The 15,883-nt window shown below is 71.4% G+C and carries 13 protein-coding genes; 3 read left to right on the forward strand and 10 right to left on the reverse strand.

All coding sequences use genetic code 11. The features are described 5' to 3' along the window. From CAP_RS25995 to CAP_RS26015, 5 genes are all read right to left on the reverse strand, one after another. Positions 1 to 901, reverse strand: a 901-nt coding sequence (locus CAP_RS25995) for a hypothetical protein (RefSeq protein ID WP_044245841.1), incomplete at its 3' end; no start/stop codon positions are given. A 116-nt stretch (positions 902 to 1,017) separates the two neighbouring features. Beyond that, positions 1,018 to 1,740 carry a HoxN/HupN/NixA family nickel/cobalt transporter gene (locus CAP_RS26000; protein ID WP_044245842.1) on the reverse strand — a complete coding sequence of 241 codons (723 nt, stop codon included), beginning with the start codon at positions 1,738 to 1,740 and terminating at the stop codon, positions 1,018 to 1,020. 391 nt (positions 1,741 to 2,131) lie between these two features. Then, positions 2,132 to 2,932, reverse strand: coding sequence for a lipoyl(octanoyl) transferase LipB (gene lipB / locus CAP_RS26005; RefSeq protein WP_231511701.1), 801 nt, complete (start codon positions 2,930 to 2,932; stop codon positions 2,132 to 2,134). A 20-nt stretch (positions 2,933 to 2,952) separates the two neighbouring features. Then, positions 2,953 to 4,440 carry an HD domain-containing phosphohydrolase gene (locus CAP_RS26010; protein ID WP_044245844.1) on the reverse strand — a complete coding sequence of 496 codons (1,488 nt, stop codon included), beginning with the start codon at positions 4,438 to 4,440 and terminating at the stop codon, positions 2,953 to 2,955. 37 nt (positions 4,441 to 4,477) lie between these two features. Continuing rightward, complete coding sequence (locus CAP_RS26015; protein WP_231511702.1) at positions 4,478 to 6,679, reverse strand: pseudouridine synthase; 2,202 nt, start codon at positions 6,677 to 6,679, stop codon at positions 4,478 to 4,480. 406 nt (positions 6,680 to 7,085) lie between these two features. Between CAP_RS26015 and CAP_RS26020 the strand changes: the two genes are divergently transcribed. Further along, the gene (locus CAP_RS26020; RefSeq protein WP_156041149.1) at positions 7,086 to 8,351 is read left to right on the forward strand and encodes a hypothetical protein; all 1,266 of its coding nucleotides are present in this window, start codon (positions 7,086 to 7,088) and stop codon (positions 8,349 to 8,351) included. A 149-nt stretch (positions 8,352 to 8,500) separates the two neighbouring features. Here CAP_RS26020 and CAP_RS26025 read toward each other — a convergent pair whose 3' ends face one another. Together CAP_RS26025 and cyaY are read right to left on the reverse strand one after the other, a co-directional pair. Continuing rightward, positions 8,501 to 9,400 (reverse strand): matrixin family metalloprotease, encoded by a 900-nt coding sequence (locus CAP_RS26025; protein ID WP_044245847.1) that lies wholly within the window; start codon positions 9,398 to 9,400, stop codon positions 8,501 to 8,503. Between the two features lie 2 nt (positions 9,401 to 9,402). Further along, positions 9,403 to 9,741, reverse strand: coding sequence for an iron donor protein CyaY (gene cyaY, locus CAP_RS26030; protein WP_044245848.1), 339 nt, complete (start codon positions 9,739 to 9,741; stop codon positions 9,403 to 9,405). 87 nt (positions 9,742 to 9,828) lie between these two features. Between cyaY and CAP_RS26035 the strand changes: the two genes are divergently transcribed. Then, a complete protein-coding gene (locus CAP_RS26035) occupies positions 9,829 to 10,506 on the forward strand; it encodes an HAD family hydrolase (protein WP_052375955.1) in 678 nt (225 codons plus the stop codon). A gap of 136 nt (positions 10,507 to 10,642) precedes the next feature. After that, positions 10,643 to 12,313 carry an ABC transporter substrate-binding protein gene (locus tag CAP_RS26040; protein WP_231511703.1) on the forward strand — a complete coding sequence of 557 codons (1,671 nt, stop codon included), beginning with the start codon at positions 10,643 to 10,645 and terminating at the stop codon, positions 12,311 to 12,313. On the opposite strand, the gene CAP_RS26045 is transcribed toward CAP_RS26040, so the two are convergent. From CAP_RS26045 to CAP_RS45555, 3 genes are all read right to left on the reverse strand, one after another. Continuing rightward, positions 12,273 to 13,187 carry a hypothetical protein gene (locus CAP_RS26045; RefSeq protein WP_044245850.1) on the reverse strand — a complete coding sequence of 305 codons (915 nt, stop codon included), beginning with the start codon at positions 13,185 to 13,187 and terminating at the stop codon, positions 12,273 to 12,275. The two genes, CAP_RS26040 and CAP_RS26045, sit on opposite strands and share 41 nt — an antisense overlap. A gap of 768 nt (positions 13,188 to 13,955) precedes the next feature. Continuing rightward, positions 13,956 to 14,876, reverse strand: coding sequence for a proprotein convertase P-domain-containing protein (locus CAP_RS26050; protein ID WP_044245851.1), 921 nt, complete (start codon positions 14,874 to 14,876; stop codon positions 13,956 to 13,958). A gap of 43 nt (positions 14,877 to 14,919) precedes the next feature. Beyond that, complete coding sequence (locus CAP_RS45555; protein WP_052375956.1) at positions 14,920 to 15,834, reverse strand: DUF4215 domain-containing protein; 915 nt, start codon at positions 15,832 to 15,834, stop codon at positions 14,920 to 14,922. Positions 15,835 to 15,883: the final 49 nt, after the last annotated feature.

Raw genomic sequence — 15,883 nt, forward strand, 5'->3', positions numbered from 1 at the left:
TCCCCCCGTCCCCCCTCCCCGCCGCCAGCCGCAGCGCCAGCGCGATCCGCACCTCGTCCCGGTGGTCTTCCCCCGCCTCCACCTTCTCTGGCCGCGGCGGCGGCTCCACCCCTGCCCGCGCCGCGCACGCCACCATCAGCGCCCGCACGTCGCCCCAGTCGCGCGCCATCCCCGCGTACCGCCGCGCCGCCCGGTCTCCCTGCGTCAGCGTGAGCATCTCCATCCCGCGCTTCGCCCCGTCCCCGAGACACAGCACCGACGCCACGGCCCCGCGCAGATCCTCGTCGCGCGGATCGAACTCCGCGTAGCGCGCCGCGAGCGCTCCGGCGCGCGTCAGATCCCCCTCCTGAAGCGCTGCCCGGAGCGCCGCCACCCGCACGTGCCACTCCCCCCACTGCTCCCCGAGCTGCATCAGCGTCCGCCGGTCCCCGATCTGGATCGCCTCCCGACCGAGCTTCGGCACCGGCGCCGTCGTCCCCAGCTCCTCGAAGCGCAGCCGCTGCGAGCCTGCCGACACCAGCCGCTCCGCGTTCTGCAGGCCCCCCGACGCCTCATCGAGCGCCCCCCGATCCGGCCGCCCCACCGCCGCGTCCATGTACGCCGCGAGCGCCACCCGCGCCTGCAGCTCCTCCCCGAGGAGGCTGCCTTCCTCGAACGACCACGGCAGCCGCGACGGCAACGAGAACCACCGCATCTCCTCCCCGCACGCCGGCAGCGCGGCTCCCCGCGGCGCCTCCACCGCCGCGAGGCACGACGAAGCCTTCTCCCGCCCGATCCCCACCATCCCCTTCGGCCCGAGAACGATCCCGGCGCCCAGCACCCCGACCACGAGCGCCCCCACCCCGAGCGCACGCCGGCCAGGCACGAACGAAGCAACGCGGCGCAGAGCGGCCTTCACCACCGGGCCCGGTTCTACCCGACCTCACCCCGAGAGCAAAAGCGCCGCAACGTGCAGCCCCTCGTTCTGCCGGTTGGTCGCCGCCTCCCCGCCTCCCCGCCTCGCCCCCGTGCCTCATCTCATGCTTCGGGGCCCAGCGTCGACCACGCCACCACCAGCCCGGCGGCGATCGACGCCGCGCCGGCCAGCGCCTGGAGCACGCGCACCTGCTCGGGAGAGCGCCGCGCCATGGACCGCAGCGGCAGCGCCACCAGCGCGGCCACGGCGGCCATCACCAGCAGCGACACGATCCCGAACACCACCACGAACACCAGCGCTTCCGAGCGCCCCGGGATGGTCGTCGCCACGAGCAGCGGGATCGCCGCCGTACCCGACGCCCCGTGCACCAGCCCCACGGCCAGCGGCCGCCGCCCCGGAGGCTGATGTCCCTCCTGCGCTGCGTCTCCCGCGTGTCCCGCGTGTCCCGCGTGTCCTTCGTGCCTCTCGTCCTCGTCGTGTCCCTCGCGTGCCCCTTGCGCCGCGCGCGCCGCCGCCGCTGCCTTGCGCGCCCGCTGGTAGGCGAACAGCGTCGCCGCGCCCAGGCCCACCAGCATCACGGCCACGGCCATGTCGAGCAGCATCGCCAGCGACTCGGGCACGTGGGCTCCCGTCGCCACCAGCGCGCCTCCGGCCACCACGATCACCAGCGAGTGCCCGAGCCCCCAGAGCGCACCCGTCTTTGCGGCGCCCAGCACCCCGCCCCCGCGCGACACGAAATTGCAGACGGCGGCCAGATGATCGGCCTCCAGCGCGTGCCGTGCGCCGATACCCAGGCCGAGGAGGGATGCCGCGACGAGGCTCATGCGGCGTATCCGTAGCACAGTCGCTGGAAACGGTGCTACCGGCGCCTCTGGCAGCGCTTCCCCGTACGCCCCTTGGAGCCTGGCCCACCTGCGCGGTCCGCGCTGGGGAGATCGGCTCTCAGCTCCCCCAAGGGGCGTTGCCGTCGCGCAGAGGCCCCTGGAAATCCAGCCCGCAGTCCACGCAGACGACGTGCTCGGTCAACCGCGTCCGCAGGAAGGGATTGGACCGCCGCCGGGGGGGCCCACCCACGCCGCCGCAGCGCGGACAGCGTCCGTCGGGCAGCGCTTCTGCGAGCACCAGATCAGGGGGCGGCGCACTGGACTTGCCCACCACGGAAGAGTGCCATGGCTCATCCGTCACGGAAAGATCGGCAAGACGCGCCGCGATGCGTCAGGGCCGCGCGTCGAGCGTCGGATCCGGCGCGCGCGCCGACGCGCCGAGCAGCGCCTTCTCCAGGTCGGCCACCTCGGACAGGTCTTCCACCGGGCTGACTTCCCAGTCGAGCCCTCGCGCCAGGTGCGGCGCGCTCGCCATGGCCAGCTCCCGCACCGAGGGCGCCTTCCCGGTCAGATCGCGCAGCGACGTCACCCCGTGATCGCGGATCCCGCACGGCACGATGAGCCGGAACGCATTCAGATCCACCTCCGCGTTCAGCGCGAAGCCGTGCATCGTCACCCAGCGCGACAGCCGCACCCCGATCGCCCCGAGCTTCGCCAGCTCGTGCGACCACGGCGCCCCCGCCCACTCCCCCGGCTTCTCCCGGTCAGCCCACACCCCGATCATCCCGTCGACCACGCCGCTCTCCACGCCGTGCTCGCGGGCGATGAGGATCATCACCTCGGAGAGCGAACGCACGTAGCGGCGCACGTCGCAGCGATCGGGCTTCAGGTCCAGGATCGGGTAGCCCACGAGCTGTCCGGGGCCGTGGAAGGTCACGTCGCCCCCGCGCGCGGTCACCTCCAGGTCCACCCCGCGCGCCGCGAGCGCCTCCGCGGAGAACAGCACGTTGTCCGGATCGGCCTTGCGCCCCAGGGTGATCACCGGCGCGTGCTCCAGGAGCAGGATCACGTCGCCGACCTGCTCGCTGGCGCGCGCCTCCACGAGCTTCTCTTGCAGCGCGTGCATCACCCCGTAGCGGCGACGACCGAGCCATACTGCCCGCGCGACCCGCGCCGCCCGTTCCGGAGACACCGCCCGTTCCGGAGCCTCGGTCACTCGGGCACCTTGCGGCCCTGCGACCGCTGGTCCTCACGCCACTCCTCGATGAAGCCCGTGAACGATCCCGAGAGGTCCGGGTCGAACTGGCTCCCGGAGCAGCGCTCGATCTCCGCGATGGCCACCTCGTGGGGCAGCGCGCGCCGGTAGGACCGGTCGCTGGTCATCGCGTCGTAGGTGTCGGCGACGGCGATGATCCGGGCGATGAGCGGGATCTCATTGCCGCGCATGCGGAGCGGGTAGCCCCGCCCGTCCCAGCGCTCATGGTGCAGGTGCACCCCGGGGATGAGCGGGTGCAGGAACTTGATGGGGTCGAGGATGTCGCGGCCGTAGATCGGGTGCCGCTTGAACACCTCGTACTCGTCGTTGGTCAGCTTCCCTGGCTTGTTCAGGTTGAGCACGCAGCCGATCTTGCCGATGTCGTGCATCAGCGCGCTCTGCCGCACGATCTCCACCTCGTGCGGCGGCATCCCGAGCTGCTTCGCCAGCATCACCGCGTAGACCGCCACCCGGTCGGAGTGCCCCGCGGTGTAGCGGTCCATCTTGTCGATCGCCTTGGCCAGGCCCTCGATGGTCTGCTGGAAGGTCGCCTGCAGGTCCTCGTAGAGCCGCGCGTTCTCGATCGCCGCCGCCGCGCGCGAGCCGATGATGCTGAGCAGCTTCCGCTGCCCCTCGTCGAAGCGCTTCGACGCCGTGAACGAGGCGACCGCGATGAAGCCCACGACGCGGCTCTTCACCCGGAGCGGCACCGCGGTCAGCGACGAGAGCGCCAGGTCCGGCGCCTCCTCGAAGAGCCTGAGGCCCCGCGCGCCCTGCTCCAGCAAGGACGCCTCCGCGCGCAGGTGCTCCAGGATCGCCGCGCTCGACAGCTTCCCCACCGCCGAGCCCTCGGGCAGCGTGCTCGCGCGGAGGTGCTGCCGCTCGACCAGGCTCCCCTCGCCGCCGTCGAGCCAGGTGGAGACCAGGTCGACCTTCATCTCGTTGAGGCAGCTATCGGCGACGGTCTCCAGCACCTGATCGAGCGAGAGGCTCGCCGCGATGGCCTCGCTCACCTTGTAGAGCGAGAGCGCCTCGCGCAGCCGCAGGTTCTCCGCCTGCATCCGCTTCTTCTCGATCCCGCGCTGCACGACGTGGATCACCTCGTCGAGCTTGAAGGGCTTGAGCACGTAGTCGTACGCGCCCCGCTTCATTGCGTCGATCGCGGTCTCCACCGTCCCGAAGCCGGTCATGATCACCGTCAGCGCGCTCGGCGAGGTCTTGGCGACCTCGTCAAGCAGCGCGATGCCGCCCATGCGCGGCATCTTCAGGTCGCTGATCACGAGATCGTAGTGACCCCTCTCCAGTTCGTTGACCGCCGCCTCGCCGTCCTCGGCCGTGCGGACCTCGTACCCCTCCATGCCCAGGAAGTCCGCCAGCATGTCGCGGATGACCTTCTCGTCATCCACGACCAGGATGCGGGGGCGTTCTTCCGTGTGCGCGGACACGGGCGGGAGCGTACCAGATCGATGTTGCAACGAAGGCTCAGTCGTCGTCACCGGTCGGGACGATCGGGTGTCGGAGCGTTCTCGGCGAATCGTCGAGATCAGGCACCCGGATCGAGATCGGCATGGGCACCCGGATCGACGGCGGGACCGGCTCCCCTTCCTCGGGGATGTAGTACCTGCTGCTCGGCACCGGCTCGTCCTGGACTGGCGACACGGCGCTCACCCGGTTCTCGCCGAGCGCGTGCTTCTGTTCCAGGAAGCGGATCACCGACGGCCCCGTCGAGCGCTGGAGCGCCGAGCGCAGATCGCCGGGGAGCGTGGACTCGATGATCAGCTTCACCCCGGTGCGCGGGTGGGTGATCTCGATGCGCACGAGGTGCACGAAGGACCTGTCGAGCCCGTGCTTCTCCTCGAAGTAACGGTTCGTCGGCACGTGCCCGTACCGCTCGTCGCCGAGCACCGGGTGCCCGATCGCCGCGAGGTGCCGCCGGATCTGGTGCGTCCTGCCGCCGTCGGGGATGACGCGGAGGATGGAGTGCCCCGACGCCACCGCCAGCCTGCGGTAGCGCGTGCGCGCCGAGTACACCCGGTTGCCCTCGCGCAGGTCGCGGGTGATCGCGCCCTTGCCGGGCGTCACGCCCTTCGCGGCCGCCACGTAGATGAGCCGCCCCGTGGTCGCCAGGGCCTCGCCCCAGCGCGCCAGCGCCTCCTCGTCGCGGGCCAGCATGCACAGGCCGCTCGTGCCGGGGTCGAGCGCGTGCACCACGTGGGGCACCTCGGCCACCCCCGGGATGCGCCCGCAGCGCGCCAGCAAGGAGCCCAGGTACTCCTGCTGCGGCCCCACCGGCTCGTGCGGGCCCTTCTCGACCACCAGCACCCCGTCGTCGTCGTAGATCACCCGCGGCTGCGGTGACGGCGTGCGCCGGAGCGCGACGATGGTCTCCACCTCCTCGGTGAGGGGGATCATGTCGAGCGGCGTCAGCTCCGTCGAGCTGTACCCGAGCCGGGTCAGGTGATCGAGATCGCGCGCCAGCGTGTCCGGATCGCACGAGACGTAGATCATCAGCGGCGCCGCCAGCCGCGCGATCGCCTCGCGCGCCGTCGGCGAGATCCCGCGCCGCGGCGGGTTCAGCACCACCGCGTGGAAGCGCTCCCCGGCGGCGGCGAGCTGCGCCACCACCTCGGACACGTCCCCGGTCCGCACCTCCATCAGCCCCGCGAGGCCCTGCGCCTCCGCGGCCGTGCGCGCGTTCGCCGCCGCCGGCGCGAACGACTCCACGCTGAGCACCCGGTGCCCGCCGTGCGCGAGCGCCAGCGCGATGGCCCCCGAGCCGCCGTACAGATCGAGCAGCCGCATCGGCTTGCGCTCGGTGATGGAGATCGGCCCCGGCTCGCCCTCGCTCCCGTCGGAGGTGGGCGCCTCGCGCTCGAGCGAGGTGATCTCGCGGAGCAGGATCGCGTGCACCCGCGCCGCCTGCTGCCGGTGCGCCTGCACGAACGAGCCGAACGCCGCGATGTGGTACGTCGGCCCGATCTGGTCGGGCACGTGCGACACGCCGTCGAGCAGGATCGTCTCCGGCCCGAGGATCTGCGGCGCCTCCGCGTCGTGGAAATTCGCGGCCACCCCGAGCACCCGGGGCAGGAGCGGCCGGATCGCGCGCCCCGCCTCGCGCAGCTCCTCGCGCGTCACCGCGCGCTCGCGCTGCAGCACGAAGGTGATCAGCACGTACGCCGGATCCTCCTCCGTCGCGCCGAGCTCCTTGTAGAGCGGCGAGGCCTGCGGCAGGTGCACCTCGCGCAGATCGATGGCGCGCAGCACCCCGCCCTTGGTCGGATCGTAGGGCAGGAGCAGCGGCTTCACCTCGGGAGGCGGCGCGGCGATGAGCTCGCGCAGGCGCGCCGTCACCACGGCGAGCGCGGGCGCGAGCACCCGGCAGCCGGGGATGTCGATCACCTCGTGGTGACCGGTCCGCCCGTAAAGGCCAATCGCGCCCGTCGGCGAGACGATGAGCTTGGCCCGGCCCCGGTAACCCACGATGGGGTCCGCGGGGATCACGGGCTGGGTGTAGAGCAGCTCCAGCGAGGGGTAGTGCGCGACCGCGCTGCGGACGCGTGCGCGCTTGGTCTCGAGCTGCAGCGCGTAGTCGTGCGCGATGTGCGGGCACCCCGCGCATTCGGCTGCGTGCTGGCACTCGACCAGCGTGCTCGGGATCTCCCCCGCCTTGAGTGTGCGTCGCACGGCCGCGGACATGATCCCGCCCGAGCCTTGCGTCCTAGGGCCTTCACCGAGGCCGTGCGGTCCTTCGAAACCTGCGCCGGAAGCCATTCCGGGGGAGCTTACAAGGGGTACAGCCCAGCGTCGAAGGAGGAAAATCGACGTGGTGGGACCTTTTCCGATCGGTGCCTCCCCGCACGCATTCCTCCGCACCCCCTGGCCCCGCACCCTTGACCTCCTGCCCCCGCATCCCTACCCCGCGCCGTTCCCACGTCGCTCCCCCACCTCGCCGGGCGTCTCGCCGGGCATCTCGCCGGGCGTTTCTGGCCGCGCGCCCCCCCGTGCCAGAGCATCTCCGCGGCGCCCACCCTGGCCAGCGCGTGCGCTAGGATGAGCCACCCTGCGTTCCTTCCTCGCCGTTTTCGCCGCGTTGGCCTGGTTTCTCGCCTTCGGCGGCTCCGCCTTGGCGGCCCCCGGGGACGCACAGGCCGGCCGGGGCATCGCGCTCGCCAAGCGGGGAGATTGTGTCCAGGCAGTCCCTCTCCTGGAGGAGTCCGAAGGAATCCGTCACCGCCCCAGCGCTGCGCTCGTGCTCGCAGACTGCCACGCCAAGCTCGGGGATCTGCTCCGGGCGAGTGAGCTGTATCACGCGCTCGCCAGCGAGACGCCGGGGCGCAAGTATCCCTGGTGGGACAACGCGGCCCTCCGCCAGGCCAAGAAGAAGGCGGCCGCCATCGACAAGCGGATCCCCACCGTCACCTTCGCCATCGCGGAGCGCTACGAGGAGCTGGAGATCGAGGTCGACGGCCGCCTCGTCCGCGACTCCACCCAGCCCGTCCAGATCCCCCCGGACCGCAAGATCACCGTGCTCGCGCGCGCCAAGGGGTTCGACGAGCAGAGCGCGGACCTCACCTTGCGCGAGGGCGAGCAGCGCATCGTCCAGATCCGCCTCGTCCGCCTCCCCCCGCCCGCGCCGAAGCCCACCCCCAGCGCCTCCGCCGGCCGCACCCGCGCGCCGAGCGGCCCGCCCTCCCTCTGGCTCGGCGGCGGCTACCAGGGCTTCGTGATCCCCACCTTCATGTTCGGCTTCTTCGGCGACGGCGGCCGCACCATGCTCGTGCCGGGCGGCAACCTCGCGCTCACCATCCCCACCTCCGGCCCCGAGATCACCGTCGCCGCCGCCTACGCGAGCTTCGGCCTCGGCGAGACCCCGTTCAAGCCCACCGGCGCGCCCGACACCGACTACGAGATCCTGGAGAGCGATCTGCAGGCCCTCCTCGCCACCGTCCACGTCGCGTGGGACATCCCCCTCGACGCGCGCGGCACCTTCCACGTCCGCGTCGGCGCCGGCCTCGGCATCGGCTGGAGCTTCCTCGGCGATCTCTACCGCACCCAGGCCTACCCCGAGCCCGGCGCCGAGAACGACCCCTACCGGTGGCGCAAGTGCCGCGGCCCCAACGATCCTCCCGGCACCTTCCTGCACTGCAACCAGCTCGATCACGACGCCGACCACTACTTCGGCTACGTCGAGCCGAGCTGGTTCGCCGGCGGCTACCGCCCCACCCTCTTCCCCTACCTCGCCCTGCCGGAGATCGGCCTCGCCATCCACCCGAGCAACGCCTTCGCCATCGACCTCACCGTCGGCGCCTCGCTGACCGGCATCCTCACCCGCGCCGGCATCCGCTTCGGGCTTTAGTCTCCACGAGGGGACTCGCGCCCCCTCGCCCCGCCGGGAGTGAGTCCCGTCGGGGCCCCACTCCCCGCGATCCACCTGCGCCCTCCAGCACGTAGTGCCGCTTCGGCCCTGACGTCCGTCGCCTCGGACAACGGCGCGCGCTGCGGCGTTCAGGTTCGGGCTCGTCGCACGGCCCGCGCCACCACCGCGGCCACCACCGCGAGCGCGCCGGCGATCACCGCGCGCACCGCCTGGCCACTGCCTGACCCGCGCTGCTCTCCCGGCGCGACGCTGCACCCGGGCGTCTGCGCGTCCCCGCAGAGCGGCGCGAACCCGTGCCTCGGGATGGGGTTGCAGCGCCCCGGATCCAGATCGGCCGGCGGGTACGCCGCGCAGATGCCCGCCACGTCGTCGGGCGAGAGATCCGGCCCGCCCACCTGCGACGGGTCGTACGACGGTTGCATGATCGCGGGCGGCTCGGAGTGGCCGAGGCCGAGGAAGTGCCCCGTCTCGTGGGTGAGCACCCAGGTCAGGTCGTAGCTGAACTCGCCGGAGAAATCGTACCCCGCGGTGTTGACCTCGATGTCAGCGTTGTACAGCTCTCCCGTGTTGGGATCGTAGCTGACCGTGGTGAGCGCGATGTTGTGCTGCCCTCCCTCGTGGGGCCACACGCCGTCGCGAAACACCATCAGGTTCGCGTTGCCCGCCTCCGAGTTGTACTCGACCTCGCCGCAGGTCACCGTCCCCATGTCCTGGATGGCGAGCCCCGGCGGCGCCCCTCCGCAGTCGGCCGACTGCCAGATGTAGAACGCGTCGGAGAGCGAGGCGCGCGCGTCCTCCAGCGGCACCTTCTCCGAGGCGTCCTCCTGCAGCGCGAACCCGATGCACGTCCGCTTCCACGCGAGCGGCGTGCACCCGGCGATCTCCTCGCCGTTGCAGGCATCCTGCCCCTTGCAGGTGGTCGTCCTGCAGAACGCCGCAGCCTCCCCCGCCGGGAGCGCCGGGATGGAGGCCAGCGCCGCAGCCAGCGCCGCGCACCACGTCCACCGCCCCCGCCCCGGCCGACGCATGGTCACCGCGCCAGATGGATGGGCCGCCCGAGCTTGCGCGAGAGCACCGCGTCCACCGCGCTCCACAGCTCCTCGCCGGTCTTCGGGGCCACCCAGCGCTCCTCGCCGTGGCGGTAGTCGAAGTGCCAGGCCGACCTGTCCGCGGCCATCCAGATCTGCCGCGCCGCCCGGTGGCTGTTGATCACGAACTTCACGCCGTCCTCGAACTCGATGGTGAGGATCCCGCCTTCGAGATCCGACTCGGGCCCGTCGGTGAGGTCCATGATCCGATCCTGCAGCTCCCGGAGCGTCCGGTCCGCGGCCGCCTCGTACACCTGCTCGGGAACCGAAGCATCGCTCATGACCTCGGGTTATACCCGCGCGTGCGCCCCAGGGGGAACAGCCTTCTCCCCCTCGACCCCGCCCGTTTCGCGGGCTACGCACCCCGGATGCGCGCCTACGGGACTGTCCTCTTCGACCTCGACGGCACCCTGATCGACTCGATCCGCCTCATCCTCGACAGCTTCCACCACACCCTCGCCGCCTTCGGCATGCCCCCGCGCGAGGAGGCCGAACTCTTGCGCGGCATCGGCACGCCCCTCGCCAAGATCATGTCCACCTGGGCCCCGGACGCGGCCACCACCGAGGCCATGCTGGCCATCTACCGCGCCCACAACCTGGAGCACCACGACCGGATGATCCGCGCCTTCCCCGGCATCCCCGAGGCCCTCGACGCCTTCCGGGCGCAGGGCATCCGCCTCGGCGTGGTCACCAGCAAGAGCCGCCGCTTCGCGGAGATGGGCCTCAGGGCCACCGGCCTCGACGCCGCCTTCCCCGTGATGATCTGCGGCGACGAGGTGACCCACCCCAAACCCCACCGCGAGCCCGTCGACAAGGCCCTCGCCCTGCTCGGCGTCACCCCGGACGACGCCCTCTTCGTGGGCGACAGCCTCCACGATCTCCACGCGGGGCGGGCCGCAGCCGTCGACACCGGCGCCGCCCTCTGGGGCCCCTTCACCCGCGAGGATCTGGTGTCAGGCGCACCCACACACTGGCTGACCACCCCTGACGCTCTGCGCAAGGTCGTGCAGGGCGAACGCCTGTCCCGCACCCCCGGTTCCGAGTAAGATGCCCGAAACCGTGCCTTTTATGACGACCATCGCCGCCGCACCGCAGAGCCCAGCCCGATCTTTCAGTCCCTCGCCTCCCTCGCGCCCCTCGCGCCCCTCGCCTCCCTCGCCGACCCGCGCCCGGCCTGCCCGGGTGGCCCCCTCCCTCCGTACGTTCGGCAGGATGCTCGGGGTGGCCGCGGTGGCGCTCGGCCTGGTGCTCGGTGGCTCCGGGTGCTCGCTCATCGTCGAGAATGGCACGGAGCAGTGCGAGAACAACGGCGACTGCGCGGCCTTCGAGGGCGCCATCTGCTCCTCGGAGAAGATCTGCGTCTCGCTCGCCGAACTCGGCTGCGCCTCCAACTCGGACTGCGTCAACCGGTACGGCGCCGACTACGTCTGTGCCCCCGCGGGAGGCGACGCCCGCGCCTGCAAGAGCCTCGTCCTCAACGAGACCCAGTGCAGGCCCCTGGCGGGCACCCCGGCGACCAACGACGCCATCATCATCGGCTCCATCGGCCCCATCAGCGGCGACGACAGCGGCATCGGCATCCCCATCGAGAACGCCGCCCTCGTCGCCGTCAACGACTTCCGCGAGGCCGCGGCGCCCGGCGCCCGCCCCATGGTCCTCGTCGGATGCGACGACGCGAGCGACTCGAACGTCGCGCTCGCGTCGACCGACCACCTCCTCTCGGTAGGCAGCCCCGCCATCATCGGGGCGGCGTTCAGCGGCATCACCCTGGACATCGCGACCCGGACCGTCGAGGCCGGCACGCTCCTCATCTCGCCCTCGGCGACGGCGGTCGCCCTCAGCAACCTCGTCGACCAGACCCTCGTCTGGCGCACCGCGCCCCCCGACACCTACCAGGCCCAGGCCATCGCGCGGTACGTCGAGGGGGACCTCGCGACCTGGGTCGACCAGACCCCGCTCCGGGTGGCGATCCTCCACCACAGCGACGCCTACGGGAAGGACCTCGGCATCGCGCTCGAAGGCGAGCTGCTCCTGAACGGCTACCGCCCCACCCAGCCCCAGAACGCGGGCAACTACGTCCGCATCGACTACGGCGCGTCCGACGACACCTCGGATCGCAGCGCGGTGATCAACGAGATCCGCGCCCTCAACCCGCACATCGTCGTGATGGCCGGCTACTCGGAGGCCGTGGACTACCTCTTCGGCCCTCTCGAGAATGCCTACGAAGACGCCGGGACACCGCACACCTCCCGGCCCTTCTACGTGATGACGGACGGCGTGGTCGGCGATCGCCTGTCGGAAAGCATCGGCAACCTGGATCCGCTCCGCAAGCGGGTCTCCGGCACCACGCCGGGCCGGGCCCGCTCGAACCCGGTCTTCCAGGCCTTCACCACGCGGTACAAGGACGCGGGCTACTCCGCGACCGACGCCGAACTCTTCGGCTCCGCCGAGGCCTACGACGCGCTCTACGTGCTCGCATACTCCGCGGCCACCATCCCCGCCGAGACCCCCGTCACGGGGCTCCGCCTCTCCCAGGGCTTCCCGAGGCTCATCCCCCCCGAGAACAACACGCCCTTCACCCCGGTCAACGCGGGCATCGCCGCGATCCCCGACACCGTCGCGAGGCTCGGCAACGGGGAGCAGATCGACCTGACCGGCGCCTCGGGTCCCCTCGATTTCAACGGCAGCGGCGACGTGGCGGCCGACATCCAGATCTGGTGCCTCCGGCGCGAGGCGAACGGCAACACCGGAAGCACCGTCCTCTCTGGCCTCTACCTCGACGCCGCCGATCCCTCCGCGCTGAAGGGCGACCTCATCGCGGCCTGCGAGCCCCTGGCCCCAGCGGCCCCTTGAGCTGCTTGCGCAGCGCCTCCTGCTTGCGCGCGAGCTCCTGAGCCATCCGCTCCATCTCCACGAGCTCCGCCTCCTTCGCCGCGCGCGCCTCGGCCTCCGCCTGCGCCGCCGCCTCCGCGGTCACGGCCTCGGCGAGGCGGCGCTCCACCTCCACCACCGCCTCCTGCGCCGCCGCAAGCTCCGCCTGCAGGTCCTCCACCGAGTCGTCCTCGTCGTCGTCCGCGCCGCTCTCCTCCTCGGTGAGGAAGAACCGATCCGCGAAGTCGGCAGGCAGGTGCGGCATCTCGTGGGGCAGGCGCGCGAGCGCCCCGTGGACCTCCTTGCGGGCGCCGTTCAACCGATCGATCCACCGCCGTCGCGCGCCCACGTCGCGGAACTCCCGGTTGAGCTGCTTCGCGCCCTGCCACGCCGTCGCCGCCGCGTGGGCCTCGGTGAGCAACACATCAAGTTCGGGCGCGAGCGCGACGAGCGCCGGGTAAGCGCTCGTCGCGAGCGAGAGCTGCCACTTGCGCATCTGCACGAGCTGCTTGCCCAGCACGGGGCGGGTCAGCGCGTGCAGGGGCTTCTCGAAGTAGTGCCCTTGGAGCGCGCTCTTCCAGCTCTCGCCACCGATGGAGTGGAGGAGCTTCGAGAGCCGCGCCGCGAAGGCGTCGAGCCGTTCGTCGATCGCCACGACCTGCGCGCGCGTCTCGGTCATGTCCTCCATGTGCTGCAGCTCCGCCGCGAGCACCGCCCTGCCCTGCTCCTTGATCGCCGCGAACTGCGCCACGTGCGGCGCCCCGAGGGGATGGTTGCGGAGCTGGCAAAGGGTGAACGTCGGGTGCGGTAAAAGAGAGAGCATCGCCGAGCGCGCCTTGAGCGTCTTGAGGGCCATGGGAAAACCTCCAGCCTTTCCGGTGTGGCAGGAGAACGCCCCCTGCCGGTTGATTGTTCCAACCGAGGCACAACCTAGGCAGACCTCTTCCGGTCGTGAAGCGGAAGTTTGCGGCGCCAATGCAGTTCGGGGCGTGAGGATGTGGGGATGTGGGTCTCCCTCATCCGGTGTGCGGCGCCGGGTGCGTTGCTGCTGGGCACCTGCGCGCCGGGTGCAGCCGCGCGATCTTCCTTTCCGGACACCTTCAGGCCCGGCGCAGGGCGGGAACAAGCTCCGTCGGAGGCCGACCGGTCTTGTTCCAGGGCGGGAGTGCGCCGGTCGGAGACCGACCGGTCCTGTTCCCGGGAACAACCTTGGTAAGTCGGAGGCCGACCGGTCCTGTTCCCGGGAACAACCTTGGTAAGTCGGAGGCCGACCAAGGTTGTTCCTGGGAACAACCTTGGTAAGTCGGAGGCCGACCAAGGTTGTTCCGGAGCGGGACCGGGGCCGCGGGTCACCGACCAAGGCTGTTCCGGGCTGGAACAAGGCCGGTCGGTCTGCCCTAGGCCGTGCAGCGGCGGAACAACGCCGGTCGGCGCTCCCCGACCAAGGCAGTTCCCGGGGAACAACGCCGGTGGTCGGAGGCCGACCGGCGTGGTTCCGGACTGGAACAAGACCGGTCGGCGTCCAACGAAGGGAGTTCCGGGCTGGCGCAGGGGGAAAAGGGGCCCGGAGGACGCCGTCAGGGCGAGAGGACAGGGGCGGGAGGGAGGCGCGAGGGCGCGGCGCTCACCAGGCCCAGACGGAGAGCGTCACCAGTTCCAGGTCGCCGCTGTTGCCACTCTCGCCGTCGGCCACGCACACCTGCCAGGTCCCCGCGGCAGGATCGTCGAGGAGCGACGAGAACGGTTCCCCACTCTCCGGCGCTGGCTTGAAGCTGCAGAGCTGGTCGTCTTCACACACCACCTGGGCGACGCCGAGGTCCGCGCCCATCTCCTCTGCGGACACTGTCGCGCTCTCGGCGAAGCGAACAGGAAATCCACGCTTGAGGTTCGAGTCGTCAGCCTCGTTCGAGTCGAAAGCTGCGTCCACCGGGTCGTCCACCCCGGGTCGGCTCATCACGGTCGTCTCCTGACCGGAGGGGCTGATCAGCTTGATCACCAGATCGCCGAGCTTGTTGTGGTCGATCCCGACCTCGAGCTCGACGCGGCGCACGAGCACCTCGGGCGACGCCGCGACCGCGAGCGGCACGCAGGTCATCGAGGCCAGGGTGCCGTCGTAGCTCTCGTTGTCCTGGATGTCGCGGTCCAGATCCGGTCCCGCCACCACGATGATCGGCGGGACCGGCGTGCAAATGCTGGGCGGAGCGCTGCACGAGAAGCCCTCGTCCACCACGCAGTCGGTGCACCCATCGCCGTCATCCTCGTTGCCGTCCTCGCAGCTCTCGCCGCCACCGAGGACACCGTCGCCACAGATCGCCAGAGCGCCGCCGGCGCCGCCCTCACCGCCACTGCCCCCCGTGTGGGTCGCGCCGCCGCCACCCGCGTGCCCCTGACCGCCGCCACCGCCCTCACCCGTCGTGTCACCGCCATCCTCATCGGTGAGCGCTGTGCCCATCACGTCGAGGGTGCAGGACGCCGCAGAGGCCGTGACACCGCCGAGGAGCGCGAGACCGGCAGCGGCGATGAACCGTCGGGCAGGGGTGCGCATCCCGCCAGCGTATCAGGGAGCGCGCGACGGCAAGCGGCTCACTTCACCGGGCCCAGAGAGAGATCTCGGCCTGATCGAGCTCGCCGCTGTAGTTGCTGTTGCCGTCGGCCACGCACACCTTCCAGTCCCCTGCCGTGACCCTGTCCTTGAACGTCGCGAAGCCGTCCCCGGGTCCCTTGCCCGGCGCGGGCTTGTAGGTGCACGGGCTCCCCCCGTCCCTGCAGACCGCCTGCCCTGTACTGAGGTTTTCGCCCATGTCCTCCGCGGAGGCGGCAGCATCATCGGCGAAGCGGACGGGGTTCGACTTCCGGATGTTCGCATTGGCTCCGTTCGGCTCCGTGGCCGCGTCGACGGGTTCGTCCATGACCGGCCGGTTCATGACGGTGGTGACCTCGCCCTCGGGGTTGACGACCTTGATCACCAGGTCCCCCACCCAGTCGTGCTCGATGCCCACCAGCAGCTCGACGCGCTGGACGCGGAGCGCTTCGGCCGCCGTGACCGGGAGGGTGATGCAGGCCATCGAGTCGGGGCTGCCGTTGTAGCTCTCGTTGTCCGGGATGCCGATGTCGAGGCCCGTCAAGCCCGCGATGATGGGCGTGATGGGGACGCACTCACTGGGCTGGTTCTCGCAGGTGAAACGGTCGTCCATCACACACTGGGTGCAGCCGTCATTCTCGATCTCGTTGCCGTCGTCGCAGGTCTCCGGGGCCTCGATCACGCCGTTGCCGCAGACAGGATCGACGGGCACCTCGATCGAGCCCCCCGCTCCGCCCTCGCCAGCGCTTCCCTGTCCGCCCCCACCCGCGCTGCCGTCGCCCCCTGCGCCCCCCTCGCCCACCGTGGCGCCATCGGGCCCGGTGCCCATCACGTCGAGGGTGCAGGAGGCCGCAGAAGCCACGACGCCCGCGAGGAGCGCCAGGCCAACCGCGAGGAGAGACCTTCCGGCAAGAGTGCGCATGCCCGGAGCATACCAGGGTCCGCACGCACATTCCCCGCAGAGCCGCGCC

This window comes from Chondromyces apiculatus DSM 436 (assembly GCF_000601485.1).
GTDB classification, from domain to species: Bacteria; Myxococcota_A; Polyangia; order Polyangiales; family Polyangiaceae; genus Chondromyces; species Chondromyces apiculatus.

Coding starts and splice junctions, on each gene's coding strand:
- CAP_RS26000 (WP_044245842.1), bottom strand. CDS start 1,740: ATGAGCCTCGTCGCGGCATCCCTCCTCGGCCTGGGTATCGGCGCACGG.
- CAP_RS26025 (WP_044245847.1), bottom strand. CDS start 9,400: ATGCGTCGGCCGGGGCGGGGGCGGTGGACGTGGTGCGCGGCGCTGGCT.
- cyaY (WP_044245848.1), bottom strand. CDS start 9,741: ATGAGCGATGCTTCGGTTCCCGAGCAGGTGTACGAGGCGGCCGCGGAC.
- CAP_RS26035 (WP_052375955.1), top strand. CDS start 9,829: ATGCGCGCCTACGGGACTGTCCTCTTCGACCTCGACGGCACCCTGATC.
- CAP_RS26045 (WP_044245850.1), bottom strand. CDS start 13,187: ATGGCCCTCAAGACGCTCAAGGCGCGCTCGGCGATGCTCTCTCTTTTA.
- CAP_RS26050 (WP_044245851.1), bottom strand. CDS start 14,876: ATGCGCACCCCTGCCCGACGGTTCATCGCCGCTGCCGGTCTCGCGCTC.
- CAP_RS45555 (WP_052375956.1), bottom strand. CDS start 15,834: ATGCGCACTCTTGCCGGAAGGTCTCTCCTCGCGGTTGGCCTGGCGCTC.